The 25,209-nt window shown below is 69.7% G+C and carries 26 protein-coding genes and 1 pseudogene; 10 read left to right on the top strand and 17 right to left on the bottom strand.

The features are described 5' to 3' along the window. Positions 1-27 precede the first annotated feature (27 nt). From S1361_RS31605 to S1361_RS31590, 4 genes are all read right to left on the bottom strand, one after another. The gene (locus S1361_RS31605; protein ID WP_341829355.1) at positions 28-759 is read right to left on the bottom strand and encodes a GAF and ANTAR domain-containing protein; all 732 of its coding nucleotides are present in this window, start codon (positions 757-759) and stop codon (positions 28-30) included. A gap of 172 nt (positions 760-931) precedes the next feature. Continuing rightward, entirely contained in the window at positions 932-1,420 is a 489-nt protein-coding gene (locus S1361_RS31600; RefSeq protein ID WP_208035295.1) for a pyridoxamine 5'-phosphate oxidase family protein, read from the bottom strand. 25 nt (positions 1,421-1,445) lie between these two features. After that, positions 1,446-1,790 (bottom strand): hypothetical protein, encoded by a 345-nt coding sequence (locus S1361_RS40400; protein ID WP_208035294.1) that lies wholly within the window; start codon positions 1,788-1,790, stop codon positions 1,446-1,448. 277 nt (positions 1,791-2,067) lie between these two features. After that, entirely contained in the window at positions 2,068-3,471 is a 1,404-nt protein-coding gene (locus S1361_RS31590; protein WP_208035293.1) for an MFS transporter, read from the bottom strand. Between the two features lie 218 nt (positions 3,472-3,689). Here S1361_RS31590 and S1361_RS31585 point away from each other — a divergent pair, with 218 nt between their 5' ends. After that, a complete protein-coding gene (locus S1361_RS31585) occupies positions 3,690-4,124 on the top strand; it encodes a winged helix-turn-helix transcriptional regulator (protein ID WP_208035292.1) in 435 nt (144 codons plus the stop codon). Positions 4,125-4,181: 57 nt separating this feature from the next. Here the strand turns inward: S1361_RS31585 and S1361_RS31580 are convergent, their stop codons facing one another. From S1361_RS31580 to S1361_RS31570, 3 genes are all read right to left on the bottom strand, one after another. After that, on the bottom strand, positions 4,182-4,322 hold the full coding sequence (locus S1361_RS31580; protein ID WP_208035291.1) for a hypothetical protein: 141 nt from the start codon (positions 4,320-4,322) through the stop codon (positions 4,182-4,184). Between the two features lie 132 nt (positions 4,323-4,454). Next, on the bottom strand, positions 4,455-5,147 hold the full coding sequence (locus S1361_RS31575; protein ID WP_208035290.1) for a transposase family protein: 693 nt from the start codon (positions 5,145-5,147) through the stop codon (positions 4,455-4,457). A gap of 360 nt (positions 5,148-5,507) precedes the next feature. After that, positions 5,508-9,239: an NACHT and WD repeat domain-containing protein gene (locus S1361_RS31570; RefSeq protein WP_341829373.1), complete on the bottom strand. Its 3,732-nt coding sequence runs from the start codon at positions 9,237-9,239 to the stop codon at positions 5,508-5,510. Positions 9,240-9,769: 530 nt separating this feature from the next. Here S1361_RS31570 and S1361_RS31565 point away from each other — a divergent pair. Together S1361_RS31565 and S1361_RS31560 are read left to right on the top strand one after the other, a co-directional pair. Continuing rightward, positions 9,770-10,198, top strand: a complete 429-nt coding sequence (locus S1361_RS31565) for a hypothetical protein (protein WP_208035288.1) — start codon at positions 9,770-9,772, stop codon at positions 10,196-10,198. Between the two features lie 530 nt (positions 10,199-10,728). Then, positions 10,729-10,866: a hypothetical protein gene (locus S1361_RS31560; protein ID WP_208035287.1), complete on the top strand. Its 138-nt coding sequence runs from the start codon at positions 10,729-10,731 to the stop codon at positions 10,864-10,866. Between the two features lie 117 nt (positions 10,867-10,983). On the opposite strand, the pseudogene S1361_RS40395 reads toward S1361_RS31560, so the two are convergent. Continuing rightward, positions 10,984-11,138 (bottom strand): annotated as a pseudogene (locus S1361_RS40395) (ISAzo13-like element transposase-related protein); the annotation flags it as partial. Between the two features lie 10 nt (positions 11,139-11,148). Between S1361_RS40395 and S1361_RS31555 the strand changes: the two are divergent. Beyond that, entirely contained in the window at positions 11,149-11,454 is a 306-nt protein-coding gene (locus S1361_RS31555) for a transposase family protein (RefSeq protein ID WP_425087610.1), read from the top strand. A 292-nt stretch (positions 11,455-11,746) separates the two neighbouring features. Further along, on the top strand, positions 11,747-12,061 hold the full coding sequence (locus tag S1361_RS31550) for a hypothetical protein (RefSeq protein WP_208035286.1): 315 nt from the start codon (positions 11,747-11,749) through the stop codon (positions 12,059-12,061). Between the two features lie 70 nt (positions 12,062-12,131). On the opposite strand, the gene S1361_RS31545 is transcribed toward S1361_RS31550, so the two are convergent. Then, positions 12,132-12,887 carry an SDR family NAD(P)-dependent oxidoreductase gene (locus S1361_RS31545; protein WP_208035285.1) on the bottom strand — a complete coding sequence of 252 codons (756 nt, stop codon included), beginning with the start codon at positions 12,885-12,887 and terminating at the stop codon, positions 12,132-12,134. 57 nt (positions 12,888-12,944) lie between these two features. After that, positions 12,945-13,712 carry a maleate cis-trans isomerase family protein gene (locus tag S1361_RS31540; RefSeq protein ID WP_208035284.1) on the bottom strand — a complete coding sequence of 256 codons (768 nt, stop codon included), beginning with the start codon at positions 13,710-13,712 and terminating at the stop codon, positions 12,945-12,947. A 205-nt stretch (positions 13,713-13,917) separates the two neighbouring features. Between S1361_RS31540 and S1361_RS31535 the strand changes: the two genes are divergently transcribed. The 5 genes from S1361_RS31535 to S1361_RS31515 all read left to right on the top strand — a co-directional run bounded on the left by S1361_RS31535 (position 13,918) and on the right by S1361_RS31515 (position 18,783). After that, on the top strand, positions 13,918-14,103 hold the full coding sequence (locus tag S1361_RS31535; protein ID WP_208035283.1) for a lysine biosynthesis protein LysW: 186 nt from the start codon (positions 13,918-13,920) through the stop codon (positions 14,101-14,103). 4 nt (positions 14,104-14,107) lie between these two features. Beyond that, complete coding sequence (locus S1361_RS31530; RefSeq protein ID WP_243769368.1) at positions 14,108-15,394, top strand: aminotransferase class I/II-fold pyridoxal phosphate-dependent enzyme; 1,287 nt, start codon at positions 14,108-14,110, stop codon at positions 15,392-15,394. A gap of 64 nt (positions 15,395-15,458) precedes the next feature. Further along, positions 15,459-16,697 carry an MFS transporter gene (locus S1361_RS31525; RefSeq protein ID WP_208035282.1) on the top strand — a complete coding sequence of 413 codons (1,239 nt, stop codon included), beginning with the start codon at positions 15,459-15,461 and terminating at the stop codon, positions 16,695-16,697. A gap of 16 nt (positions 16,698-16,713) precedes the next feature. Beyond that, the gene (locus S1361_RS31520) at positions 16,714-17,607 is read left to right on the top strand and encodes a fumarylacetoacetate (FAA) hydrolase (RefSeq protein WP_208035281.1); all 894 of its coding nucleotides are present in this window, start codon (positions 16,714-16,716) and stop codon (positions 17,605-17,607) included. Between the two features lie 132 nt (positions 17,608-17,739). Beyond that, positions 17,740-18,783 carry an LLM class flavin-dependent oxidoreductase gene (locus S1361_RS31515; protein ID WP_208035280.1) on the top strand — a complete coding sequence of 348 codons (1,044 nt, stop codon included), beginning with the start codon at positions 17,740-17,742 and terminating at the stop codon, positions 18,781-18,783. Between the two features lie 73 nt (positions 18,784-18,856). On the opposite strand, the gene S1361_RS31510 is transcribed toward S1361_RS31515, so the two are convergent. Genes S1361_RS31510 through S1361_RS31480 form a run of 7 tightly spaced genes read right to left on the bottom strand, consistent with a single transcriptional unit; the run spans position 18,857 to position 25,141 of the window. Then, positions 18,857-20,524, bottom strand: coding sequence for an AMP-binding protein (locus S1361_RS31510; RefSeq protein WP_208035279.1), 1,668 nt, complete (start codon positions 20,522-20,524; stop codon positions 18,857-18,859). Next, on the bottom strand, positions 20,521-21,642 hold the full coding sequence (locus S1361_RS31505; RefSeq protein ID WP_208035278.1) for a Glu/Leu/Phe/Val dehydrogenase: 1,122 nt from the start codon (positions 21,640-21,642) through the stop codon (positions 20,521-20,523). Before S1361_RS31505 ends, S1361_RS31510 begins: the two co-directional genes overlap by 4 nt. A gap of 33 nt (positions 21,643-21,675) precedes the next feature. Next, a complete protein-coding gene (locus tag S1361_RS31500) occupies positions 21,676-22,239 on the bottom strand; it encodes a type 1 glutamine amidotransferase (protein WP_208035277.1) in 564 nt (187 codons plus the stop codon). Positions 22,240-22,250: 11 nt separating this feature from the next. Beyond that, on the bottom strand, positions 22,251-23,054 hold the full coding sequence (locus tag S1361_RS31495) for an amino acid kinase family protein (RefSeq protein WP_208035276.1): 804 nt from the start codon (positions 23,052-23,054) through the stop codon (positions 22,251-22,253). Beyond that, the gene (gene argC / locus S1361_RS31490) at positions 23,051-24,109 is read right to left on the bottom strand and encodes an N-acetyl-gamma-glutamyl-phosphate reductase (protein ID WP_208035275.1); all 1,059 of its coding nucleotides are present in this window, start codon (positions 24,107-24,109) and stop codon (positions 23,051-23,053) included. The genes S1361_RS31495 and argC overlap by 4 nt, the downstream gene beginning before the upstream one ends. Beyond that, complete coding sequence (locus S1361_RS31485) at positions 24,106-24,954, bottom strand: ATP-grasp domain-containing protein (protein WP_208035274.1); 849 nt, start codon at positions 24,952-24,954, stop codon at positions 24,106-24,108. Before S1361_RS31485 ends, argC begins: the two co-directional genes overlap by 4 nt. 1 nt (position 24,955) lies before the next feature. After that, the gene (locus S1361_RS31480) at positions 24,956-25,141 is read right to left on the bottom strand and encodes a lysine biosynthesis protein LysW (RefSeq protein WP_208035273.1); all 186 of its coding nucleotides are present in this window, start codon (positions 25,139-25,141) and stop codon (positions 24,956-24,958) included. Positions 25,142-25,209: the final 68 nt, after the last annotated feature.

The raw sequence follows: 25,209 nt of genomic DNA, 5'->3' as shown, positions 1-25,209 counted from the left end.
ACACTCGGTCGGGTGCACGTCGGGGTGTCAGGGGCGGGGCCGCAAGGGGGACTGCCCGGTGGGCGGCCGGCCGGCGATGCCGGTCAGCAGGCGTGTGCAGACGTCACGGAGCTTGACGTTGGTCTCCTGGGACAACCGGCGCAACAGATCGAACGCCTCCTCCGCGGTGCAGTGCTGTTGCTGCATGACGCTGCCGATGGCCTGGTCGATGACGCTGCGGGACGCGAGCGCGGTCTGCAGGTCGCGGGTGAACTGCTCCGCGTCGGCCAGTCGCTGGGCGAGCGCGATGCCGCCGCCCGCCTGCGCGGCGATCATTGCCAGCGTCTGCCGGTCGGCCGCGCAGAAGGCGTCGGGGCCGGCGGCGTAGAAGTTCAGCGCCCCGGCCGTGTGGGTGCGCACCGGAATCGGCAGGGACAGCGAGGAACGGACGCCGAGGCCGGCCGCGAAGCGCGGATAGGACCCCCACCGTGTTTCCTCCAGGACGTCGGGCACGTGCACGACCTCGCCGGTGCGCAGGGCCTGCAGACAGGGTCCGTCGTCCTGGCCGTACTGCTTCTCGTCCAGCTTGTCCGCCACTCCCCCGGTGCTCACGACGGTCAACGGGCGCTGCCGCCGCCGCAGTGTCACACCGCAGCCCTCCGCGTCCGTGGCACTGACCGCATCGTCGATCAGGTGCTGCAGGAACTCGCGCAAGGAGGCGGTTTCCAGCAGCCAGTCGATCATGTCGAGTGCGTGCCGATGACGGTCGAGTCGGTCCACGTCTCGTCACCTCCCGCGGCATGGTCTCCAGTCGGCCGGCTTCGCACTGTGCTGCTACCCCGTCTCGGCGCTTCCTTCCGTACGACCCGCGTCCTGTCCACCGGCGTGCGCGGCCGGTCCACGCCGAAGCGCCGTCAGGATGCTTCCCGGCGGGCCTTCGGCCGTCACGCGCTCAGCGGTGGCTCTCGTCCGTCCAGATCCGGCTGCTGAGGTCCGAACCGCGCAGTACCTGGACGCGCCACGGGTCGATGCGCAGGACATGGTATTTCGGGTCGGCCGGGCCGCCGCTCCAGAAGTTGTAGGGGTCGTATCCGACGCCGGCCGGACTTCCCTTCTGATAAAGATTCCAGGCGTAGGTCCTGTTCTCCATGTCCTCGGCCCAGGTCGAGACACTGTCGACGAATACGGCGTTCTGCCGGGGATTCCAGTACGAGTACGTCGTCTGGGGATTGTTCGCCAGGTGCGCCACCTTCACCGGCGTCTTGTACGCGGCGAGCCAGCCCACGGGTCTGCCGTCGACGACTTCCCAGACGGGCAGCAGGACACGGGCCCTCGGACGGGACTTCTTGTCGACCGTGATCATGGTGCAGTAACGGATGTCACCGATGTACTCGAAGAACTTGTCGGCGATCTCGGAAAACGAGTCGACCTTGGTCGCCATGACGACGGCTCCTATCTCTGATCATTCACTCCAGGCCAGCTTGCCCGGAGTTTTCCGGGCACGGAAGAAGGCACTTTGAAGTGACCGACTGACCCCTGCCATACCGATCTGGCCGACGAGGTCGCCCCGCGTGTCCGTCGGCCAGGAGCGCCGCCGTGGCCACGGCCGCCACGTCGTCGGCGTCGGCGAAGGGCTCGCGGCCGTCGCCGGCGGGCAGCCGCAGCTCGCCCGCGAGGACGCCGTCGAGCAGCACGCCCTCGTCGAAGTGCTGGTTGAACCAGTTGGGCCGCCCCCGGGGTCCGGTCCGTGCGGTGCGCCGGTCGGCATCCGGATCGCCCCCGTGGAAAAGCGCGTCCTTCCCGCCGGGCATGTCCCGGGAACCTCGCGCGTCTTCATTCTTCCCCAGGGTCGGTCACACGCCGGTGATCGGGAAGTCTTCGGTAATCCCCGTCCGCGGAACGGCCGGACGGCGGAAAGCTCGCGGATATCCGGCGGGATAAGAAACGGGTCGGCAGGCCCGTACCCGGAATGCCCGCGCGCCGCCGGGCACACGAAAAAACGCCGCCCTGACCCGCCGGGGGGTGTGGCCAGGGCGGCGTGTCACAGGGACCGTGCATCCGGTGACGCCTGGACGGCAGGGGTCGTGGCTAGACCTCGACCGAGGCGGGCGCGGGTGCGCCGGTCACGTCGTCCGCGCGCTCGCGCAGACCGAAGGTGCTGATCAGGGCGGCGCCGAGCGCGGCGACCAGCGGCACGAACAGGGCCGCCTTGTAGCCGTCGAGGAGCGCCGCGGGCGAGGAGCCGTCGGTGGCCCCGATGTCGACGGCGGCGGCCGCGGACAGGCCGAGCGCGGCACCGAACTGGAAGCTGGTGTACAGCAGACCGCCGGCGACGCCCTGCTCCTCCTCCTCGATGCCCTCGGTGCCGGCGATGGTGAGCGGGCCGTACGCGAGGGAGAAGGCCAGGCCCAGCACGAGCAGGCTCGGGAACATCAGCGCGTAGCTCCAGTCCACCTGGAGCGGCAGCATCAGGGCGTAGGCCAGGGAGGCCAGCACCAGTCCGCCGAACATGACCCGGGCGTTGCCGAACTTCTCGACCAGCTTGGGGGTGAGGGTCGGCGAGAGCACCGTGTCGACGCCGATCACGATCATCGCGAAGCTGGTCTGCAGGGTGGACCAGCCGCGCAGTTCCTGCAGGTACAGCGTGACGATGAACTGGAAGCCGAAGAAACCGCCGGAGAAGAGCAGCGCGGCGAGGTTGGCGCGGACGAGTCCGCCGTGCCGGAACAGGCCGAGCCGCACCAGCGGCGCCGCCGACCTGCGCTCGACGACCGTGAAGGCGACGAACAGCAGGAGGCTGGCGGCGACCGTGCCGATGGTCCAGGCCGCGTCGACGTGCGTGGCGCGCTCGACGGCGAACACGAGCAGCAGGATCGCGCCGGTCACGGTGACGGCGCCGGTCAGGTCGACGGGCCGGCCCTGCCGGTCGGGGCGGGGCGACTTGGGGATGAGGGCGACGGCGGCGAGCAGGAGGACCGCCGAGAGGATCACCGGGGCGAAGAACACCCATCGCCAGCTGACCGCGGTGAGCAGACCGCCGACGACCAGACCGATGGAGAAGCCGCCGGCGGCGGTGCCGGAGTACACCAGCAGGGCCTTGTTGCGCTGCGGGCCCTCGGCGAAGCCGGTGGTGATGATCGACAGACCGGCCGGGGCCATGAAGGCCGCGGCGACACCGGTGACGAACCGGGCGACGAGCAGCATCCAGCCCTCGGTCGCCAGCCCGCCCAGGCCGGAGAACAGCAGGAACACCACCAGCCAGAACACGAACATCCGGCGCCGGCCGAAGAGGTCCGCGGCCCGGCCGCCGAGCAGCATGAACCCGCCGTAGCCGAGGACGTAGGCGCTCATGACCCACTGCAGCGTGCCGGTGGACATCCCGAGGTCGTCACGGATCGACGGGAGGGCCACGTTGAGCATGGCCACGTCGATGCCTTCCAGGAAGATCGCGCCGCACAGCACGAACAGCACGCCCCAAGCGCGCCCGTTCATGCGATCGGTGTCGCCGCCCGATGGGGATTGCACTGTGGACACTGAAGTTCTCCTTGAGAATGTCTGGAGGGATGGACCGTGGGGAAATCCGCGGAGTCCGAACATGGACGGGAGAAATCGAGGAAAGGGCTCGATTCCACGGGTGCGCACCCTGGTTACGCGAGAGCCTGCCGGTTCCCACTTGTAACTGTGGGAATCATCGGGCACGCTGAAGCCTCATGGAAGAAGGCACTTTAAAGTCACCGAGGCACTGCTCGGGTACCGACGACTACAACATCCTTCAGTGGGACGTCCGCGAGGGCTGCGAGGTCCGCCAGATCCTGGACCGCGTCGCCGACAAGTGGTCGCTTCTGGTCATAGCGCTGCTGGAGAACCGCAGTCTGCGCTTCACCCAGTTACGCCACAGCATCGAGGGCATCAGCCAGCGGATGCTCACGGTGACCCTGCGTCAACTGGAGCGGGACGGACTGGTGCGCCGTACGGTCCACCCGGTGGTGCCGCCCCGGGTGGACTACGAACTGACGCCGCTGGGCGTCACGCTGCACGACACGATCCAGGCGCTGGTGGCCTGGACCGAGGAGCACCAGGAGGAGATCGCGGTGGCCCGCGCCGAGTACGACCGGCGTACGGAGGTCAGCGAGGAGGCCTCCTGAGGCACGGCAGCCCGCTGGACCGGGGCGGTCTCCCGGAGCGGTGAGCGGCGGGGACGGTCACGGGATGCGGCGCGGCAGCGGGGCCTCGGCCTCGGCGGCCGCCTGTGTCTCGTGGTCGGTCTTCTCGCCCTCCACGAACCGTGCGGCGTAGGCCTCGTCGCCGATCGCCCGGCGGATGCGGGCCGCTGCCCTCTCCACGTCGGCCCGTTCGGCGGCGGGCTGGGGGACGCCGGCCGGCGGGTGGCGGCGGGCTAGGGGGCGCCGGCGGGTGGCGGCGGCCGTGGCGAGCAGCCGTGCCGCGCGGCTCCGGCGGCCGGTCAGTGAGCGTTTTCAGCGTTGCCCCTCCAGGATGAGGACGGCTTTGGTGATGACGCTCATGCGGTTGGGGCTGATGCGGGATCTACCGAAGATCTGCCAGGACTTCAGCCGCGCCATGCCTCGTTCGACAGGTGCCCGGGCCGCTGACAGGGCCCGGTTCTCGGTCCGCTCGGTGAGGGTGAGCTCGCCGCGGGGCGGGCGGCGCTTGGCGGTGGTGACCCAGTCGCCCGCACCGATGTAGGCCATGTCGGCGAGGATCGGAACGCCCTGGCGCGCGCAGATCCGGAGGATCTTGTGAGTGCGGGCGGCTGTGAGGTCGTGGGTCCGGCCCGGTAACGCCGGAGACAACCACAGAATCTCGCCGGCTGGGTCCGTGACGCCTTGTATGTTCACTCCATGCCGCTTGTGTTTTGAGGAGTAGTCGGCTTTCCTGTCGCCGACGCGGTCGCACTCTGCGAGCGTGCCGTCCAGGAGGACGAAGTCCGGGTCGTGTGCGCGCAGTGTCTTCAGCAGGCCCGGCGCCTGCTCGGCCAGCAGAGCGGTGACCGCGGTGACGTAGGCGTGGGCGGTGCCGACGGATATCCCGAAGGCCTCGGCGATACGGGCGAGGGTGTCGTGGCGGCGCAGGTACACGAGTGCGACCAGCGCACGGCGGTGCGGTGGAAGTTTGCACCGCCGGTCACCCTCACGGGTGGCGATGAGCATCGTGACCCACTCGACCAGGGCGTGGGGCAGGTCGAGTGCGGCAGGATACGGGAATCAACAGGGCTGCTGTGCTGCTGAGTTGAGGCGCCGGACACCTCCCTCGACGGCACGGGGGCCCTGTCCGCTGCGCACCCCGACCCCGCACCGCCCCGTCACCCGGTCAGTGGCCACGCTGAAAACGCTCACTGACGGCATCCGCGACCTCCCTAGGAAACGACGATCCGACACCATTCCCACCGAACCACCGCTCCTATCCCCGACCAGCGGAAACTCGGCGATAACGCCCGGGAAGACAACAGCTTCTAACGCCGCCCGTCGATCTCGCGGCTTGGTAGAAGTTCTAGGAACCAGTGAGCAGGGTTATGGGCATGGTGCTCTGAAGGGAATGTCTGGGAACTGCCGTTGCCAATCCCTCTGTGTGAGGCCGCCCTGAACCGTGTTACAGATGTATGCGACGGCTTGGCCAATATCCGTCTCCCATAGTCGCACTGTTCCATCGAGGCCAGCACTGGCCAAGGTGTGTCCGTCGGGACTGAACCTCACCGAAGTAACGAGTGATGCATGCCCAGTTACTGGTGGACCGAATGGGACGCGCTTTGCCATGTTCCACAACCGAATTGTGAGGTCGGCACCGGCGGTGGCAAGGGTGCGTCCGTCTGGGCTAAAAGCCAGGGAGTTAATCCTGCCCGTGTGGCCGCTCCGGAGATCGGCCAGTTTGCTCGGGCGAGATGGATCGGCCACGTTCCACAACCGAACTGAGAGGTCGGCACCAGCGGTGGCGAGAGTGTGCCCGTCTGGGCTAAATGTCAGGGAGTTGACCACCAGATTGTTGAGGCTTACCGCGTGGCCGCTCAAGGGCTTACCGAGGGGGGCTGCGTGCGTCGGATCGGCCACGTTCCACAACCGGACGGCCCCGTCGTCCCCAGCAGTGGCGAGAGTGCGTCCGTCTGGGCTAAAAGCCAGGGAGTTGACGCTGCCCGTGTGGCCGCTCAAGGGCTTACCGAGGGGGGCTGCGTGCGTCGGATCGGCCACGTTCCAGAGCTGTACCTCTCGGAAACCGGCGGTGGCGAGGGTGCGTCCGTCTGGGCTAAAAGCCAGGGAGTTAATGCTGCCCGTGTGGCCGATCCGGAGATCGGCCAGTTTGCTGGGGCGAGAGGGATCGGCCACGTTCCACAATCGAACTATGAGGTCCTCACCGCCGGTGGCGAGGGTGCGTCTATCCGGGCTGAACGCGACCAATTTGATACGGTCCGAGTAGGTGAGCGAGCCACGAGAAATCGGGTGAGCCGGATCGGTCACATTCCACAGAGTCAACTCGTCACCGCTGCCGGTGCCAACGGTGGCGAGCGTGTGCCCATCCGGACTGAAGTCCAACGAACTGACAACGCCTGAGAAACTGCTGATGACCCTTTTGGGAAGCTTCCACAGGAGAACTGCCCCATCGCTTCCGGCGCTGGCGAGAGTGTGTCCGTCTGGGCTGAACACCATCCACCATATGCCTTTGTGGCCAGTTAGCGGATTGGTAAGTGCTTCAGGGGCAGATGGATCGCCCATGCTGAAGATACGAACTGTTCCGTCAAATGTGGCAGTGGCCAGGAGTCGTCCATCAGGACTGAAGGCAAGGGCGTGACTGCCAATGACTGGTTCAGACAGACGTTTTTTGAGCTGTTTCGGCTTGGTTACGTTTGCTGTGTTCCAAATTCGAACCACTCCATCGTTTGAGGCGATGGCGAAGAGGCGGCCATTAGGACTGAATTTCATTTCTTCCACGCGGCTCATGCTGCCGCTCAGAGGTTTACCAAGTGGTGTTGGCTTCGCTGGGTCAGCCAAATCCCATAGCTGCACTACTCCGTTACTGTCGCCTTCTGCAGCCGCTAAGACGCGTCCATCGGGACTGAACGTTACTGAAGTGATGTCGGAAATTGACGGGAAGCCGGGCTTGTTGCCGCTCGACACCGAAGCAAGGGAAGTTGGGTGAACGGGATCGGCAACGTCCCACAACCGCACGCTCCCGTCACTTTCGGCCGTAGCGAGCATGCGTCCATCCGGACTGAACGCCATGGAGTTGCTACCTGTGATCTTCAGGGTCAAGTTACGACCCATGGAGACTGGATGAGCCGGATCAGTGACTTTCCACAGCCAGACCCTCCCGTCGCTACCAGCGCCGGCCACTACACGCCCGTTGGGACTAAACGCCAGCCACCAAAGAACACCTTTGTTGCCAGTCAGCGCCGGGCCAAGCAAGGTGGAGCGAACTGGGCTGGACACGTTCCAGAGTCGCACTTTGTGATCAGTGCCAATGGTGGCGAGAGTGCGTCCGTGAGGGCTGAATACCGCTGACCACGTCTGGCCGCCGGTGGACGGCGCGAGGGGCGTCGACAGAGTGGCGCTTGCATTGGTAATGAGGCGCGTATACACACCAGAGTCCTGTGGGCGCCAGCGGTAGGCGGCAATGTCGAAGAGGGCAGCGAGAGATGGCTGACCGTCGCGCAGCCTATCTGCCTCGACGGTGATCTGTCTGGAAACGGCGATGTCGCGCTGAGCTTGTGCTGTGGCGCGCTGCTGGAAGGCGACTACCGCAGCGCCTGATGCGATCAAGGCCAAAGTGGTCAGCATGGCGATCAGCACGCGGCGCAGCCTGATTGTGCGACGCTCCTGCGCGCTTGAGGCTGCTAGGAACTCCGTCGCTGCGGTGCTTAGTCGATCGCGATGTGCCTTTGCCCAGGTGCGGACTGTCTCTAGCCGGTGTCCCCGATAGAGCATGCCAGCATCCTGGTGGGACCGACTCCAACTGGTGGCCACTTCTTCGAGTTCTTGTCGGATGATGTGGCCTGCCCGGTCAGCCTTGATCCATCGTTGCAGCCGCGGCCAGGCGCCTAGCAGGGCTTCATGGGTTATCTCCACGCTGTTCCCCTGCACAGTCAGCAGGCGGGCCTCGGTGAAGGCTTCAATTATCGGGTCGATGACGGCTGACTTACTGCCAATCTCAAGTAACTGGGTACGGGGCAAGCGTTTGCGAGTGTCGTTGACGCCGTCTCCGACCTTGACGAGGCTCATGAAGAGCAAGTTGGCCGTCTGCTTAGCGTCAGAATCCAGTCTGTTGTACACCCGTTCTGCAGTTGTGCCGACGGCTCGGTAGATTCCGCCCGTGGCCTGGTAGCCGGCCACGGTGAGAGTGTGACCGTGCCGTTGCTGCCAGGTGGCTCGCAGGGCATGGGCCAGCAAGGGGAGACGTCCGGCCTCATACGCATGCGCGGCACTTGCGTCCTCGCCGCTGCTCGGGTGATTTTCACCATCGCGTACTCCGAGGTCGCGCAGTAGCAACTCAACGAGGCCCGGCTCAATGTCCAAACCCGTTGCTTGGGCAGGGATTGTTATCGCGTGACGAAGCCCGTCTCGAGTCATAGGCCCGATCAGGACCTGGCGGTCCTGCAGAACTCCTCGTAGCTGTGGATAGTCGGCGCATGGGGTGTAGAAGTCGGAACGCATCCCGTACACCACCAGCCCAATTGGTTCTTCACCAGCTGATCCGATGCTCGCCAGCGCAGAGAGAAAATCGAGGAAGTCATGCCGGTCTTGCTCACTTGAGCCGAGGGTGAACAGCTCCTCAAGTTGGTCGACGACGACCACCAGCCGTTTGTTCGGCGGGCCGTTGCTGCCCGCTGTTGTCCTCAAGCACTTACGCAACAGGGTCAAGCACGCGGACGGACCGGACTGCAGTGCCTGGCCGAGCAGATCTGGGGCGATCCCGGTCGCGCTCGCTAGGTGTGCGGACAAGGCGGCCATTGGGCTAGCAGTAGGAGTGAACAGCATGTGGGGCCACTGCGCTGACCCAGCAGCGGGCAGAGCCCCTCTAGCGATGGCCGGTAGTACGCCAGCCCGTAGTAGTGAGGACTTTCCTGCACCAGACGGCGCGACCACTATTAAGGGGCCGCCACCCCGCAGGCCTTCGTCCAAGTGAACAAGCAGCTCTGCAGTCTCCGTGTCTCGCCCGAAAAACCAGTCTGCCTGTGCTGATTCGAAAGCCACCAGGCCCGGGTACGGGCATTCCCGCGTTTCGCCACCCCGCTGGAGACGGCGTGCTCGGCGCACTCCGTCCGCGTAATGCAGATGCAGGTCCCGCTCCGCGACGTGCTGATCCCCTCCTGCTTGGAAGATCTGAGCCTGGCCAGACGCTATGGCATGAAATCGAATTGCCTCATCGTCTTCAGGCCGCTCATCGGCCGGGCTCACAGCCCCCGCCCAGGAGCATACGATTTGGAGCCTCCCTGACGGGTCAGCTCTTCACCAGCAGCGGTCGACTGTACCGGCGTTAAGGACAGCAGATCTTGCTGGCTGCCGAGTGTTCGGCACCACGACGCAACTGTTGAGGACCGAGCTCGCCGCCATGTACTCGTGGTCGCGTCCATTGATCCACCTCCCACTGCCACGGTGCCCACACCCATCCCCACTCCCTGCAGTAGACGCCGCGAGGCCACGTTAGACGCATCAAGCTACGTGCGTGGCCACTCTTGCGCTTTTCAGGGGGAAGCGTCCATCAAGGCGCCGGAGAGCCACTCTGTGTGGTGGAATGAATCGGGCCTGCGTCGAGGGCCCTTGCTTGCTGCGAAGGGGCTGGTCGGATGTTGCCGGAGGCATTGGCGGCTGTGGCCGCAGCGGGTGGTGTTGCGGTTGCGCAGGCAGTTGGCACAGATACCTGGCACGGGGTGCGCCACGCGGTGGCTCGGTTGTGGCGCTACCGCGACGAGGAGGAGCAGCAGGTGGCCTTGGAGCGATTGGACGAGACGGCGACCGTACTGGCGCAGGCTTCCGGGGAGGACGCCCAAGTTCGCCAGGCGGTTGTCTGGCAAGTCCGCCTCGAGACCCTGCTGGAGGCCCTTGACGAAACCGATCAGCAGACGGTGGTCGAAGAACTGCGCGCACTCGTAGGCCAGGGTCGAAGGGAGGTCAGCCCAGAGGGACAAACTGTTGGGGCAATCCGCATGGAGGCCGAGGCGACCGGGCGTAGCCGGGTCTATCAGGCTGGTCGCGACCAGCACATTCAAGAGTGAACGGCACCGTGCGGGGCCGTTTGCTCCTGCGGCGCAACACAGGCACGCGCGGGCTTGCAGGCTCAACCCGACAAGCCAGGCAAGACCAGCCAGGCAATGCACATCGAGCACGCCATACAAAGCGTCGAATCTCTGTGCGGGAGTCGCGCTGGGTTGCTGTGGCGGTCGCCGCCGCTCTTGCTCTGCTAAGCGGAGGTTGTGGTCAGGGCAGCCCGTCGACCGATGAGATACCGACGCCAGACGGCTCGTGGTTACTCAGCCGGGAGGCAGACAGTCGGGAGCCGAAGAGCCCGGACATTCCACCCAACACAGGCACTCCGAGCTCCGACAGCGCGCCCCCCAAGGGGAGCGGGCACGTGGAGGAGACTGCATTGCCGCCAGGTTCCGTACCCGCCGACCTCGTAGGAACTTGGGACGGGGGGTCTGGACCTGGAGAGCGGAAGATCAGGTTCTCGGATGACGGAACAGTGGAGCTCCACTACAACAGCGGGCTAACACTACGAGGGACAGCCGTGGTGCGAGGGCGGAGCATGACCATCTATCTGCCGGGAGCCGTCGAGGTAGTCAAGCAGTGGTCGATCGAGGACATGGAGCCCGTTTACGGAGACACGTTCCAGCTTCTAATGCTGGACGGATTCTCCTATGTGCGGGAGATCGGTAGTACATAGCATCGGAGCCGGATGCTGTCGTCTGCTTCAAACGCCTGGCCGTTCGTTGGGGAAAATACCTCCACCTGCACGACGCCGCTGGCCGGCCTCATCTGCTGGTGGGCATCGGACCTCCGGTCGCAGCAGCAGGCCCACCGTCGGCGCGGACGCCGGGTGCCCTGCCGGGTCAGCTCCTGGGCCAGGTTTCGCAGCGACTTCGTCGTCCACTTCAGGCGGCGACTGCGGATCACCCCGCTCGTCGGCTCGACCAGCACCAACAACGCCTTGAGCAGGGCTGGATCGGTGTCTTCGTTCCGCTTGCGGCTTCCGTTCAAGTGCGGCAACAACAATGAGCGTTTTCAGCTCCTCGCCGACATGGCCTACATCGGTGCGGGCGACTGGGTCACCACCGCCAGGCGCCGCCCGCCCCGCGGCGAGCTCACCCTCACCGAGCGGACCGAGAACCGGGCCCTGTCAGCGGCCCGGGCACCTGTCGAACGAGGCATGGCGCGGCTGAAGTCCTGGCAGATCTTCGGTAGATCCCGCATCAGCCCCAACCGCATGAGCGTCATCACCAAAGCCGTCCTCATCCTGGAGGGGCAACGCTGAAAGCGCTCAGTGAGCGCGCCCCGGCCGGCCCTTCGAGGGCGAGCGCCACGGCCATCGGGTTGCCGGTGGAGACGGCGGCGGCCAGCCCGTCCTGGTGCAGGGGACAGCTGCGCTCGGGCCGCCCGGACGCCGTGGCCGGCCCGCTGGACCTCGCCGCGCTGCGCGAACAGCCTTCCGTGCCCCCGGGGTTCACCTCACTCGTCCGCCGCCCGGCGCGGCCGTCGGTGACCGACGAGGGCTGCAGCGGCACCGAACCCCCGGCTCACCGACCTGCTCAAGGATCTGTTACCCGGTGAACGGCGGGCCGCCGTGCGGGACATGGTGCTCGCCCAGACCGGCTCGCGGCCCGCACCGCCTGGTCAACCGGGACGCGCTGGACCTCGGCGAGTGCGTCGCCGGCCTGCGGGCCCTCGGCTACCCCTTGCGGGACCTGGCCCCGGACGCCTGGCGGGAGCTGGATGACGGGGGACACCGACGCCTTCTGCCGGAGAGAGCCTCCTCCGTCTGCGTGGTGTCCAGGGCCGGATACACCGGTGAACTCTTCGGCCAGTACGTCGAGTTCTTCGTCCAGGAGAACCACTTCCCGGCTCCGCCGCAGTCCGGGTGACGCGTCCGCCCGGCACACGGCCGCCCCTCGGCGCCGCCCCGGCCGGGGCGGCGCCGAGGGGCGGGTGCGGCTACAGGCGCAGGTCGTGGATGCCGCCGTCGACGGCGAGGATCGTGCCGGTGGTGCCGGAGGCTTCGGTGGCCAGGAAGGCGATGGCGTCGCCGACCTCCTCGGGCCGCGCCAGCCGGCCCAGGGGATGGCGGTCGTTGAGCGCGTCCCGCTCCGCCTGCGGGTCGGCGGTCTTCGCCAGCACCCGCTGGATCCAGGGGGTGTCGACGGCGCCGGGAGCGACGGCGTTGACCCGGATGCCCTCCCGGACGTGGTCGGCGGCCATCGCCAGGGTCAGGGAGTGGACGGCGCCCTTGGACGCGGAGTAGAGGACGCGCCGCCGTACCCCCATCGAGGCGAAGACGGAACAGGTGTTGACGATCGCGGCGGCCGGTGACTTGCGCAGGTACGGGAGCGCGGCACGGGCGAGGCGCACCATGCCGACGACGTTCACGTCCAGTACGCGCCGCCACTCGTCGTCGTCGTTGTCGGTGATGTCGCCCTGCGCGGCGATGCCGGCGTTGTTCACGACGATGTCGATGCGGCCGAAGCGGTCGGCGACCTCGGCGACGGCGGCGCGCACGGACGCGTCGTCGGACACGTCGCAGGCGATGCCGACGGCCGGTGCGGCGACCTCGTCGGGCTTCAGGTCCAGGGCGGCGACCCGGACGCCCCGGGCGGTGAGCGCGGCCACGGCGGCCGCGCCGATGCCGGACGCGCCGCCGCTCACCACGGCCACGAGGGGATCGGACGACTGTGCTTCGCTGGTGACGGCCACGGCGGGCGCCTCCTTGACGGTGGGTGCGGTCGGTGAAGGGGTGTGCAGGGAGGGTGGTTACCGGGGCCGGCGCGGCGTGCCGCGGTCCAGCCGTTCCAGGAGGGGGTGCACCTCGGCGCCGGCGGCCCCGACCGTGCGCCGCGCCCACCAGGCCGCCGCGAGGTTGGACGTCAGCAGCGTGGTGCGGGCGAACTCGCGGTCGAGTTCGGCCAGGGCGGCCAGCGTGCCCATGCCCGTGCCGGTGAAGAGAATCGCCCCTTCGTCGGGCAGGCCCGCCTCGCGTATCCGGCCGAGGAGGGTCCTGGTCGTCACCCGGTACGGGTCGAACTCGTGGTCCTGCTCCTTCGGGTCCACGACGGCCGGGGCGAGGACGACACGGTCGACGGCGACGCCGGCCTGCTCCCAGAAGGAGCGGGACGTCTCCGTGAGCCAGTCCCAGTAGGGGGAGACGAGGGTCAGGCGGGATATCCCGAATTCCTCGCACACCGCGAGGATGGCCTGCGTCGTCGACTGCACCGGAAAGCCGAACGCCTCGGACAGTTCGGCCACGAAAGCGCGGTCGCCGTCGGGTCCCAGCAGATAGTGCGAGGCGTTGCAGGCCACCACGGCGGCGTCCAGGCGCATGCGGCCGAAGGTGGCGAGCGTGTCCGCGAGCACGTCGTTGTACCGGAGCATCGTTTCCTTCACGCCCATTCCGGGAGTCAGCGGGAAACGCGCGGTGTACACATTCAGCTCGGCACCGATCAGACGATTGAACTCCGGTTCGGCGAGCGGGTTTTCCGGGGGCACGACCAGCCCGAGCCGGGGCAGCGGGAAAATGTCCATGGCGGCACATTAGTTGCCGCTCCGGGCACCGGCCGCGGTATTCCACCGGACTTGACATTCCGCCAGGCCAAACTTGCAACTCCCCTCTGTCTTGACACTTCTTGACAATCCACTACAGAGATTTAACCGGCCCGCCTTTACTCTTTCCGGCGGCGCGTTGGAAGGTGGGGGACCGTTGCGAAACCTCGTCGAACGGAGTTGATCCATGTCCAGCGCCACCCTCACCGGCGCCTGCCCCGAGTGCGAGACCGAACTGACCGTCCCGCCGGTCGTCCAGGGCGAGACGCTCTCCTGCCCCGAGTGCATGCTGACCCTCCGCGTGGAGGACATCGCGGACGGCCTGCTGACCCTGGAGATGGTCGAGGTCCAGCTGCGCGACTGGGGGCAGTGACAGCATGTCCGATGCCCCGTCCATCCCCATGTCGGCGACCCTGGCCGCCGACGAGGCCCTGGACCGCAGGCGACGGGCCGGGGAACAGGTCCTGCCCATGGCCGGCGGGGAGATCGGCCTGCCCGTGCTGCCCGCGCTGCGCCGGCGGCTCGCCGCCGCGGCGGACGAGAACGCGTACGGTCCCGTGGCCGGCAGCCAGGCGCTGCGCGCCGCCGCCGCCGGGTACTGGGGCCGGCGCGGTCTCGCCACCGACCCCGGGCTCGTCGTGGCCGGGCCGGGCAGCAAGCCGCTGCTGTTCGCGCTGCTGCTCGCGCTCGGCGGGGACGTCGTCGTGCCCGTACCCAGCTGGGTCAGCTACGCCGCACAGGCCCGGCTGGTGGGTGCCCGTCCCCTTCCGGTGCCGATCACTCCGGGCGAGGGCGGGGTGCCCGACCCGGAGCGGCTGCGCGCGGCCGTCACCGCCGCCCGCGCCGCCGGCCGGGATCCCCGGTGTGTGGTGGTGACCCTGCCGGACAACCCGACCGGCACCGTCGCCTCGCCCGGCACGGTACGGCGGCTCGCGGCGGCGGCCCGGGAACTGGACCTCGTCATCGTCTCCGACGAGATCTACTGCGACCTCGTCTACGACACCTCGGCGCCCGCCGAGTCCCCGGCCCGCTTCGCCCCGGAGCGCACCGTCGTCACCACCGGGCTCACCAAGAACCTGGCCGTCGGCGGCTGGCGCACCGGTGTGGCCCGGCTGCCCGACAGCGACACCGGGCGGGCCCTGCACGGCCGCCTCGTCTCGGTGGCCAGCCAGATCTGGTCCAGTCCGCCGGCGCCGGTGCAGGCCGCCGCCGCGTACGCGTTCGGCGAGCCCCCGGAGGTCGCCGAGCGCATCGCGGCCGGCCGCCGGCTGCACGAGACCGTGGTCCGCGCGGTCGCCGGCCGCCTCACCGGCGCGGGCGCGCTGCTCGCCCCGGTCCGGGCGACCTGCTACCTGTACCCGGACTTCACACCGCTCGGGGACCACCTGGCCCGGACCCACGACGTGCACGGCGGTGCGGACCTGGTCCGGTTCCTCGGCGAGCGGCACGGCATCGGCCTGCTCCCGGCCGGCGCGTTCGGGGAGGACGGCGACCCCTTGCGGATCCGGGCCGCGACCAGCCGCCTGTACGGCGAGGACGACGAACAGCGCACCGCCGCGCTCGCGGCACCGGACCCGCTCGAACTGCCGTGGATCCGCAAGAACCTGGAGCAGATCGACTCCGCGCTGGCCGATCTCACCGGGGCCCGCACCCCGCGGGCCTGAGCCGTTCCCGTCCCGGGAGGACCCTTCCACGCCGGGCTCGACCCTCACATCGAAGGCACCCATCATGACTAGCGCCGAGCCGTCCACCGGCACCGCCACCCCAGTCCCCGCACCCGGCACCACGCCGGCGGCCGAGCAGAAGCTGCCGCTGGCGGCCCTGCTCGCCCTGGCGGTCGCCGTGTTCATCACGAGTCTCACCGAGACCCTGCCCGCCGGGCTGCTGCCCGACATGAGTTCCAGCCTGCACACCAGCGAGTCGGCCACCGGGCAGACGGTGACCATCTACGCGCTGGGCACGGTGCTCACAGCCATCCCGCTGTCCGCCGCGACCGCGGGGTGGAGCCGCAAGCGCCTGCTGCTGACCGCGATGGCCGGCTTCGCCGTCGCCAACACCGTCACCGCCCTGTCGGTGAACTACCCGCTCACCCTGGTCGCCCGGTTCGTGGCCGGTGTCGCCGCCGGACTGGCCTGGGCCCTGCTGGCCGGGTACGCCCGCCGCATGGTCGCCCCGCACCAGGAGGGCCGCGCCATCGCCATCGCCATGGCCGGCATTCCGGTCGCCCTGTCCCTGGGCGTCCCGGCCGGCACCTTCCTGGGGCAGGTGGTCTCCTGGCAGGCCGCGTTCCTCGCGATGACCGCCCTGACCGTGGTGCTGCTCGTGTGGATCACGGCCGTGGCGCCCGACCACCCCGGCCAGCCGGCCGGCGGCAAGATCCCGATGCGCAGCACCCTGCGTGTGCCGGGTGTCGCCGCGGTGCTGACCGTCACCCTGGTCTTCGTCCTGGCCCACACCCTCCTGTACGCCTACATCGCCACCTTCCTGGACCACATCGGCATGGGCGGCCAGGTGGACGGGGTCCTGCTGGTCTTCGGCGTCGCCTGCCTGGTCAGCATCTGGGTCGTCGGCGCCCTCATCCACCGCCATCTGCGCGCGCTGACCGTCGCCGGCACCCTGCTGGTCGGCGCCGGCGTCGCGGTCATGGGCACGTTCTCCGGCACCGACGCCCTGGTCTACGTCGCCGCCGCCCTGTGGGGGCTGGGCTGGGGCGGGGTGCCGACCCTGCTGCAGACCGCGGGCGGCCAGGCCGGCGGGGAGGCGGCCGAGGCCGCCCAGGCCATGCTCGTGACCCTGTGGAACGTCGCGATGGCCGGCGGAGGCATCGCCGGCGGCCTCCTGCTCGACGCCGTCGGCGCCGACGCCTTCCCCTGGACGGTGCTGGTCCTCCTGGCGCCGGTCCTCGCCATCGTGCTCGCGGCCCGCTCCCACGGGTTCCCGGCCACCCACCCATCCGCCCACTCCTGAGGAGACCCCGACAGACATGTCCATCATCTTCGAGTGCGAATACCAGGGCCGGCGGTACGCGGGCCACGGCCTGCCCGTGTCCGGCAGCCCGCTCACCCTGTACCCGGTGGCCGACGGGCAGTTGCAGGCGGCCCTCGTCGCGGGCCGCGGCCCCGAGGACCTGCGGTCCGCCGTGGCCGGCGAGGACGGCCGGATCGAGGTGGACCCCGGCGATGCCGGCTTGAGGTTCCTCCCGCCGCTGCTGCCGACCGCCTCCGACAACGCCCTGATCAACGGCTTCATGGGCACGCACCGCAGCAAGTTCGACCGCGCCCCGGAACCGGACGAGGAGTTCACCCCGCCGAACTACTACATCAAGGGCTTCGGTTCCTGGCTGCGGCTGCCCGACGAGCCGCTGACCACCCCGGCCGATCCGGTCTGGCTGCTGGAGGAGCCCGAGGTCGTCCTCGTGTACGCCAACGACGACCAGGGGGTGCCGCACTACGCCGGCTACACCTTCGGCAACGACCTGAACGACATCGGCCTGCACCTGAAGAACCCGTGGGCGTGGACCCCGTACGCCAAGCTGTGCGAGACCTCGATCACGCCATGGCTGTTCCTCGGCACCCCGCCGGAGAAGGTCACCGGCAGCGTCACCATCGAGCGCGACGGCACGGCGGCCTGGCAGGGCGGCTTCTCGTGCGGCGCCGACTCCATCTTCCACCGGATCCCGGACATGGCGCAGTACCTGTTCTCGTACCCGCTGCTGCGCCGGCCGGGCCTGGTCAACTACCTGTTCCTCGGCGCGGACAAGGCCACGTACCACGACGGCTTCCGGATCGAGAACGGCGACCGGATGGTCATCGACGTGTCCAGCCACGGTGTCGTGCTGGCGAACGAGGTCCGGTACGGGGCCGCGGCCCCGAAGTAACCGAGCCGGACACCGGAACGCGCCCGGGCCGGGTGTGCGGGATCGGAACGCTCCCGCACACCCGGCCCGGGCCTTTTTCATGACGGACCGCGCACGTGTGCGCGACTGACGACTTACGGAGGGACGGCAACGATGGTCGACGCTCTGTCCGTTCTCGACCTGGTGGCGGTCGGAGAGGGCCACACCACGCGGGGGGCCCTGCGGACCTCGGCGCGGCTCGCCCGCCTGGCCGAGGCCCGCGGATTCCGCCGCTACTGGGTCGCCGAGCACCACTCGATGCCCGGCATCGCCAGCAGCAGCCCCGCGGTGATCCTGGCGTACCTCGCCGCGCAGACCACCCGGATCCGGCTCGGTTCCGGGGGCGTCATGCTGCCCAACCACGCCCCATTGGTCATCGCCGAGCAGTTCAACACGCTGGAGGCGATGGCCCCCGGCCGGGTGGACCTCGGGCTCGGCCGCGCCCCCGGCACCGACCAGGCGACCGCGCGGGCGCTGCGGCGCACCCACGGGCCGGCGACCGGTGACTCCTTCCCCGCCGACGTGGCCGAACTGATCGGCTTCCTGCACGACGACTTCCCCGACGGGCACCCCTATCGCCAGGTGCACGCCGTGCCCGGCCCGGTGCAGGGGCCCTCCGGCGGGCGGCCCGAGGTGTGGCTCCTCGGCTCGTCCGGGTTCAGCGCCCAGCTGGCCGGCCGGCTGGGCCTGCCCTTCGCCTTCGCCCACCACTTCGCCGCGCACAACACCATCCCCGCCCTGGAGCTGTACCGGCAGACGTTCCGGCCCTCCCCCGTGCTGGCCGAGCCGTACGCCGTCGTGGGCGTGTTCACGTTCGCCGCGCAGACCGAGCGGCAGGCCCGGGAGCAGGCCCTCACCGGGGCGCTGACCACGGTGCGGTTCCGCACCGGGCGCCCGGGACTCGTACCGACCCCCGAGGAGGCCCGGGCGCATGTGTTCACCGGGTACGAGCGGGAGGTCCTCGGCGGCTGGCTGGAGAACGCCGTCCACGGCACACCGGACTCGGTCCGGGAGCAGCTGGAGGAGCTGCGCAAACGGACGGGCGCCGACGAACTCATGCTCGCCTCCAACGCGCACGGCCTGGAGGAGCGGCTGACGTCGCTGTCCCTGATCGCCGACAGCTACGGTCTGCCGCACGTGGAGCCCGGGCCGGCGTAGGCCCCCCGCCCCACGCGACAGCGCGGCGGCACCGCCCGAGGGCAGTGCCGCCGCGCTGTGTGCGCCGGGCGGGTCAGGCTCCGGCCAGCCGGCGCCGGAGTTCGGCCTTCTTGACCTTGCCGGTGAGGGTCTTGGGCAGGGCTTCGACCAGGTCCAGCCGGTCCGGGAGGAAGCGGGGGTCCTGGCCGCGGTCGAGCAGGTGCTCCCGGATCTCCCGGAGCGTGGGCCGGGCCCCGCCGCCGCGGGGTACGAGGACGGCCACGATGGGGTCGTCCGGCTGGCCGGTGGGCCCGACCAGCGTCGCCTCCGCGATCTTCGGGTGCGCGGAGAGGATCGCTTCCAGCTCGGCCATCGGGACGACGATCCCGTCGCGCAGGATCGCGTCCTTGGCCCGGCCCAGCACACGGATGCCGCCGCGGCCGTCCTCCCGCGCCACGTCGCCGGTGTCGAACCAGCCGTCCGCGGACAGCTCGGCGTCGAACGCGGCCTGGTTGCGGTAGTAGCCGAGGGCCTGGGAGGCGCCGCGCACCCGCAGCCGGCCCACGCGGGCGCGCTCGCCGGACCGGCTGTCGTCGATGCGGATCTCCATGGCGTCGATCGGCCGGCCGTGGCTGTGCGCGGACCAGTCCTGGTCGTAGTCGAGCCGGCTGATGGTGATCGGCCCGAACTCGGACATGCCCCACACCGAGTAGGTGGTGGTGTCGAAGGTGTCGCGCAGCTCGTCCACCAGCTCCTGGAGCACCGGTTGGGCCCCGGTGACGGTGTAGCGCAGGCTGGACACGTCGTGCCGGTCGGCGCGCTGGGCGGCGGCCACGCCGAAGAGCGTGGGCGGCGGACCGTACAGCAGGGTGGCCCGGTAGCGCTCCGCCAGGTCCAGCAGGCTGGTGTGGTTCCGGCCGTCCTGGAAGGCGACCGTCCCGCCGAGCATCACGCCGGCCAGGACGCCCTGGCCGAAGCCGGAGTAGTGCACCAGCGGGGTGGTGACGACGGCCACCAGGTCGTCGCGGAGCAGGAAGGTGTCCACGTAGCCGCGCACGCCCGAGTGGACGGTGTTCTGGCTGTGCACGACTCCCTTGGAGAAGCCGGTCGTACCCGAGGTGAACAGCACCACGAAGGGGTCGTCGGGCCCGAGCGCACGGCCCTCCAGGTCGCCCATGCGGGCGTCCTCCCAGGGCACCGAGACGAAGTGGTCGTGGAAGTCGTGCGTGCCCTCGGGAGCGTGCCCGCCGACCACCACCACGTCCTCCAGCGGCAGTGCGGGGCGCAGCGCGGCGATGTCCCGGGCGAGCGGACGGCCGTCCCACTCGGCGACGGTGATGCACAGCCGGGCCTCGGTGAGTTCGAGGCGGTGGCGCAGTTCCTCGCCCTGGCACTCCGGTGCGATGGGGCAGATGACGGCGCCGACGGCCATGCAGGCGTACATCAGCGGCACCATCTCCCACCGGTTGGGCAGCTGGACCGCGACGACGTCCCCCCGCCGGACGTCGAGTTCGAGCAGGGCGCCGGCGAACCGGTCGGTCAGCAAGGAGAGTTCGGCGTAGTCGAGGGTGTCGGTACGCGCCTCGCCCAGCCGGCGGCCGGCGACGGCCAGCTTGCGCGGCCGGATCCGGGCCTGCCGGCGCAGGTCGTCGAGGAACGTCTCGTCCCGCCACCAGCCGCGCGACCGGTACTCGGCCGCGCGGTCCGCCGCCGGCGCCGGGGCCGGCGCCGGTATCGGGGCGGGGGAAAGGGTCGTCGTCATCGCAGTTCTCCACGTCGTACCGCGAGCAGCTCCGGCAGCGGGTCGCCGGCGCGGGCGGCGGCGATCTCCAGCAGGGCCCGGGTGTTGTCCCGCACCCGGTCGCCGATCCAGTCGAAGACCCACGCCTTGCGTGCCTCTGCCGCCAGTTCGAAGGGGACGACCCGGGTGACGGCGAGGGCCGCCGCGCCGGCGCCGCCGATGTTGGCGATGACGCCCGGCACGAGGGTGGCGCCGGCCGCCCGCGCCTTCTCCCGGGCCTCGGCGTCGGAGGCGAGGTTGGCGCCCTCGACCACCAGGGCGGCGCGCAGCCGGTGCGCGTTCCCGGCGTTCAGCGCGTGCTTCTGGGCCGCGAGGATCAGCAGGTCGGCGTCGACGTCGAGCCAGGCGTCCGGCCCGTTGGACAGGGTGACGTGCTGCGGCAGGCGGGAGCGGTCGATCAGCCCGAACTCGTCGGTGACGGCGACGAGGTCGGCCACCGGCAGCCGGTCGGCGCTGATGGTGCCCTGGGCGTCCGCGACGCCCACGACGACGTGGCCGCGGTCCTCCAGGAACCGGGCGACCGCGCGGCCGACCGCGCCGAAGCCCTGCACCACGACGCGGGCGGGGCCGGTGCGGCCGCTCGCCTCCAGGGCGGTGACGGCGGCGACGCCGACGCCGTGCCCGGTGACGTCGATGAGCGGCTCGTAGTAGGTGCGCCAGTCGATCGGCATGTCCGGGGCGCCCAGCCGGTACCGCGGGTCGTAGCCCGCCTCGTCGAAGAACACGGCCCGGTCGGCGGGCGTGACGCCCATGTCGATGCCGAGGTGGATACCGCCGTGCAGCAGCGGCTTGACGGTACGGCCGAAGGTGCGGAAGGTCTCCTCGCGGTTGCTGCCGTCGGAGACGATGCCGCCCTTGGCGCCGCCGATGCGCAGACCCGCGAGCGTGAACTTGTGGGTCATGTCGCGGGCGAGGCCGGCCACCTCCTCCTGGGTCACTCCCGGGGTCATCCGCACGCCGCCCATCGCGAGGCCGTCGACCAGCGTGTCGATCACGACCCAGCTCTTGATGGCGCCGCCGCTGCCGTTGAGGTGGACGACGAGCGCGGGATCCTGCGTGGTGTCGTCAACAAGGCTCATGTGCCGAGTACTCCTGTTCGTTCATGGGTGCGTTCACTGGTAGAGCTGTGCGAAGCCGCGCAGGATCTCCAGGCCGTCGCTGCGGAACTCCAGGTGGGCCTGCGATCCGTAGATGCGGCCGTCGTCGGAGCGCAGGAACTCCACGGGCGCGTGCTCGGAGCGGCCGATGGAGCGGAAGCCCTCGGGGGCCTCCTGGAGGTAGAGGGTGTGCCGGTGGAAGACCGTCACGGTCGGCTTCACATGGGTGAAGAGCGGCTCCTCCTTGTCGACCTGGACCTCGTAGCCGCCGACCCGCTGCGGGCCCTCGGCCAGCCGGCCGCCGGCGGCGACCGCGAGGATCTGCATGCCGCCGCAGATCCCGAAGACCGGGACGTCGGCGTTCATGACGAGGTCGACGAGCGGCTTGTAGTACTCCTGGTCGAAGGCCCGTACCTTGGTGCCGCTCAGGACGACGGCCTGGTAGCGGCCGTCGAGCCGGGCGGGCACGGCGGCCGGTTCGACCGTGTCGGTGTCCGAGCCGAGCGCTTCGAAGCGCCCGCGGAGCTGCTTCAGGGAGAGTGTGCGGTTGTTGACGACCAGCACACGGGATTTCGCCACGTGGGTGCTCCTCAGGTTCGCGTGATGACGGTGCCGGTGCGGGCGGCGAGCAGGTCCGTGACGGGTGCGCTGCCGATGACGACGCGCTCCACCCCCCGGTCCAGGGCCTCGCCCGCGGCCCGGAGCTTCTTGCGCATGCCGCCGGTGGCGCCCTTGTCGCGGAACTCGGCCGCCGCCTCGGCGGTGATCTCGCGCACCGGTTCGCCGTCGATGAGCAGGTGGGCGACGTCGGTGACGAGGATCAGGTCGGTCGCGCCGGTGGCCCCGGCGATGGCGGCGGCGGCCCGGTCGGCGTCGGTGTTGACCTCCTGGCCCGCGGCGTTCCGGGCCAGCGGGGTGACGAGGTAGGCGCGTCCCGGTTCCAGCTTGGTCAGCGGCGCCGGGTCCACCCCGGTGATGGGGCCGACCAGGTTCTCCAGTTCGACCAGCTGCTTGTCCTTCCACCACCAGCGCTCGCCCTCGCCGGCGCTGACCAGGCCGTCGCTGCCGAGCAGCCGCTCGGCGGCGATGCCGCGCTGTTCGAGGCGCCCCAGCACCTCCCGGCCCAGCTCGGCGCTGACGGTCTTGATGTCCTCGATGACCTCGGGCGTGGTCCAGCGGCTCTGGTTGCCGTAGCGGTCGCGCAGGATCGCCGACGGCTCGCTGTAGCGGGGGCTGAGCTGCTTCAGCGGCTTGGACCAGCCGTGGACGAGGACCAGCGGCCGCTCCCGGCCGTGCTCGGCCAGGTCGTCCCACCAGCCGCCGGCGAGGTCGGCGAGGCAGCTGCCGCCGAGCTTCACCACGGTCGGCGGCAGCGGTGTCGGGGTCTCGGTCATGCGGGCATCACCGGCTGCATGGTCAGGCCCGTGTCCTCGGGCAGGCGGAAGCGCTTGTTCACGGCCTGTACGGCCTGTCCGGCGGCGCCCTTGACGAGGTTGTCCAGGGCGGCGAGGACGACGATGCGTCCGGCGTCCGGGTCGTGCAGGGCGGTGACGTCGCAGTAGTTGGAGCCGAGCACGGCCTGCGGGTCGGGCACCGGGATCAGCGTCTCGTTGTGCCGCCGCACCCGTACGAAGGTGTGCCCCTTGTAGAACCGCAGGTACGCGCGCTGCAGTTCCCGCTGGTCCACCTGCTCGTCGGTGTACACGTAGACGCTGGCGAGCAGGCCGCGCACGTGCGACACCCCGTACGCCGACATGGCGAGGGAGCCGACGCTGCCGGGCTTGCTGCGCAGCAGGAAGTCGCTGACCTCGGCGGCGTGCCGGTGGCCGGTGGGGGCGTACGGCGCGATGGCGCCGTTGCGCAGCGGGTGCAGGTCCGGCACGCGCAGTTGCAGACCGCCGCCGCTGGAGCCGCTCTTGCCGTCCACGACGACCGTGTTGAGGTGCAGGCCGAGGCCGAGGGTCAGCGGCGCGAGCCCGAGGGTGATGGCGGTGGCGTAGCAGCCGGGCACCGAGATCAGCGGGGCGTCCACCAGGGCGTCGCCGACCAGCTCCGGCACGCCGTAGACGAAGCGGTCGGCCAGCTCGGTGGTCCGCTCGGCCTTCGGGTACCAGCGGTCGTGCAGCTCCGGGGTGCGGATGCGGAAGGCGCCGCTCAGGTCGGTGACGCAGGGGACGCGGTCGGCGAGTTCCGCGGCGATCCGGGCGGAGACCGGGGCGGGCGTGGCGAGGAACACCACGTCGCACCGCTCGGCCACGCGGTCGGCCGTGACCGGCTCGACGGTCAGGCCCAGGTCGAGACGGAGCCCGGGGTGCAGCTCGGCCGGCCGCCGGCCGGCGCTGGAGTTGCCGCCCAGGTAGGTCAGTTCCATCTCGGGGTGCTGGGTGACCAGCCTGATGAGTTCTCCGCCGGCGAGCCCGGACGCGCCGACGATTCCCACACGGATCATTCGAGTGTCTCCTGGACGTAACGGACGACGACCGACGCGATGTCGACCCCGGTCGTCGATGCCACTCCCCGCCAGGCGGGGGCGTGGTTGACCTCGTTGACGAGATAGCCGGACGGGGTCTTGAACAGGTCGACGCCGTAGATGCCGGCGCCGAGCCGGTCCACGACGCCGTCCACGATCTTCTGCACGTCGGGGTCGTGGGCGAGCGCCCGGCTCTGGTTGCCGAGGGCCGCGTTGCTGCGCCAGTCGGCGCCCGCGCTCTCGAACTCGGCGGCGGCGACGATCTCCCGGCCGACGACCAGGCAGCGGATCGACCCGCCGCCGAGGTACGGCTCCACCAGGCAGGCCTGCTCGAAGGCGTGGCCCAGGTCCTCGACGTAGTCGTAGACGGACTGCGCGAGGTCGGCGTCGCGGACCAGCGTGACGCGCTTGCCCATGCCGCCGTAGACCGGCTTGAGCACCACCGGCACGCCCAGGTCGTCGACCGCCTTCTCGAAGTCCTTGCGGGACAGCACGAGCCGGAAGTCCGGCACCGGGACGCCCGCTTCGCGCAGGACGGCCCGCAGGACCAGCTTGTTCTCGCAGGAGTGGATCGCGGCGGCGGTGTTGAGGACGCGGAAGCCGTCGGCCTCGGCGAGGGTGGCGATCAGGCCGCCACGGGTGTAGCTGCGGCTGCGCACCATCAGCGCGTCGTAGTCCTTGACGGACAGGGCGTCGCGGTGACCGGCGCACAGGGACTCGTCGTTGACCCAGTCGATGCTCAGGCCGAAGTCCTGGGCGGTCTCGATCAGCCGGCGTTCCTCCCAGCCGACCCGGTCCGCGACGATGGCGACTCGGTTGGTCATGTCACTGGCCCCAGTCGCGGAGCTGGACCTCGACCATCTCCAGGGTCAGCCGGCCGTCGGCGATGCCCTCGATGCGCAGCGTCAGCATGCACTCGGGGCAGGAGAGGGTCTCGCCCTCGACCATCTCGGGCACGGTCAGGTCGGTCTCGCACTCCGGGCACGAACCGGTCAGAACAGCGGTGCTCATGGCAGAACTCCGATCATGGTGACGGGTGGGACGAAGAGAGGTGTGAAGAGCGCGGGCGTGTACGGCGC

This window comes from Streptomyces cyanogenus (assembly GCF_017526105.1).
GTDB classification, from domain to species: domain Bacteria; phylum Actinomycetota; class Actinomycetes; order Streptomycetales; family Streptomycetaceae; genus Streptomyces; species Streptomyces cyanogenus.
This window is presented reverse-complemented; position numbering and strand designations above follow the sequence as displayed.